1 protein-coding gene and 1 pseudogene are annotated in these 1,916 nt (G+C 77.5%); both read right to left on the bottom strand.

Annotated features, from left to right (window positions below):
* Nucleotides 1-200: 200 nt before the first annotated feature.
* Nucleotides 201-1,214, bottom strand: a complete 1,014-nt coding sequence (locus G3I42_RS35365; protein WP_007822324.1) for an NAD-dependent epimerase/dehydratase family protein — start codon at nt 1,212-1,214, stop codon at nt 201-203.
* A 118-nt stretch (nt 1,215-1,332) separates the two neighbouring features.
* A pseudogene (locus tag G3I42_RS35360) lies at nt 1,333-1,916 on the bottom strand (hypothetical protein); the annotation flags it as partial.

Genomic DNA, 1,916 nt, shown 5'->3' with positions numbered 1-1,916 from the left:
GTGCGGCGGCGGAGGCGGGCGGTGCGGCGGCGGAGGCGGGCGGTGCGGCGGCGGGCGGTTGGGCCGCTTCCGCAGATACGTTTCGGCGGCCCTGCCGACCGAGCATGTCCGGTCGCTCGTTCTTCACGCGCTCACCCCCTGCCCCCGGGCGGTGATCCGCCCGGGGGAAGCGGTCCGGCCCGTGCGTGCATCCGGGCCGGTCACATCCGGCATGCCGCCTCCATCCAGATGTCCGCGAGGGATTCCTCCAGGTTGATGCGGGGGCGCCAGCCGAGCCGGTCGCGCGCGGTGCGTACGTCGGCCTGCTGCCAGGGGCCGCAGCCGTCGGGGTAGGGGTGCGGGGCGGCGGGCGCGGAGAGGGTGTGGTCGGAGTCGCCGCGCGGGTGGCCGATCGCGGGGCGGAGCGGTCCGTGGCCGCCGTGGTGCTCGCGGATCGGGAGCCCCGGGCCGAAGCCGGGGGGCGAGTCGAGTTCGTGGAGCGTGCCGTTGAAACCGGCGACGCGGGCGAGGATGCTCGCCGCCTCGCGCAGCCGTACCGCGCGGCCCGAACCGATGTTGACGACGCCCTGCGCGGCCGAGAGCGAGGCCGCGTGGACGGCGCGTGCGACGTCGCGCACGTCGACGAAGTCGCGCTGCACGCCGAGGCCGCCGAGTTTCAGCTCGGTGTCCCCCGACTGCATGGCGCGCCGCATCGCCTCGGCGAGCCGCCCGAGCGGGGAGCCGGCCGGGGTGCCGGGGCCCACGGGCGAGAAGACGCGCAGCACGACGGCGTCGAGCCCGGAGCCGAGGACGAGTTCGGTCGCGGCGAGTTTGCTCACGCCGTACGGGCCGCCGGGGCGGGGCACGGCGTCCTCGGCGGTGGAGGAGCCGGGCTGGCTCGGCCCGTACTCGGCCCCGCAGCCGAGCTGGACGAGGCGCGCGCCGCAGCCGCTGCGGCGCAGCGCCTCGCAGATCGTGGCGACGGCGACGGTGTTGTGCCGGGTCAGGTCGCGCGCGCCGCCCCGTACCGTCCCCGCGCAGTTGACGACGACGCCGGGGTGGACGGCGTCGAAGAAGCGGGTGAGCGCTCCGGGGCTGCCGGTGGCGAGGTCGAAGCGGACGTCGGCGTCGTCGCCGCGGCCCAGGACGGTGAGCTGGACGGCCGGGTCGGCGAGGAGGCGGTCGGCGACGAAGCGGCCGAGGTAGCCGCCGGCTCCGATCAGCAGAACCCTCATCGGGCACCTCCGGTGGTGGTGAGGGTGGGGGTCATGGCGCGTTCTCCTTCGGGCGTGGTGCCGTGGGTCGGTTCGGCCCGCGGTGTCGGCTCCGCGGGAGGGGGAAAGGGCGTGGGGGTCACCGCGGCGCTTCCGGTGTCTCCGCGGCGGCTTTCGCGTGGGCGGAGGCGCGGGAGAGGGCGGGGACGGAGCGGACGAGGAGCGTGAGGACCGCGAGGGAGCAGGCCAGCGCGGGGACGGCTCCCGTGCCGCCGAGGGCGGTGAGGCGTTCCACGGGCGTGGCGAGCGCGGCGGCGCCCGGCAGCCGCGCGGCGAAGAGCGAGGCGAGGGCGAGGAACTGCCCGCCGCAGGCGATGAGGAGCGCGGCGCGCGCGGCCTCGGCCCTGCCGTGCTGGACCATGAGGCGGGCGAGCAGCAGGAGCGCGCCGAGGCTCCCGGCCGAGAGGAGCCCGGTGGCCTGGTGCAGGGTCGCGGCGCTGACGCCGAGGAGGCCCCACAGCGTGCACAGGTAGAGGGCGAAGAGCGCGAGCAGGAGCGGCCACACGGCGGCGGCGAAGTCGTCGAGGCTGCGGCTGCTGCCGAGCCGCCGTCCGGCGCCCCGCCGGAAGGCGCGCACGCACGCGGCGGCGGGGACGAGCGAGGCGAGCAGGGCGAGCAGCGGGGCGGTGCGCGGGGCCCAGGAGCCGTCGGGGCCGCCGCTGA

This window comes from Streptomyces sp. SID11385, assembly GCF_010548245.1.
GTDB lineage: Bacteria > Actinomycetota > Actinomycetes > Streptomycetales > Streptomycetaceae > Streptomyces.
Note: the sequence above shows the minus strand (reverse complement) of the source record. Positions and strands in the feature narration are given on the sequence as shown.

Bases quoted from the DNA above. Each gene is read 5' to 3' on its own strand.
- G3I42_RS35365 (WP_007822324.1), bottom strand. From the start codon at position 1,214: ATGAGGGTTCTGCTGATCGGAGCCGGCGGCTACCTCGGCCGCTTCGTC.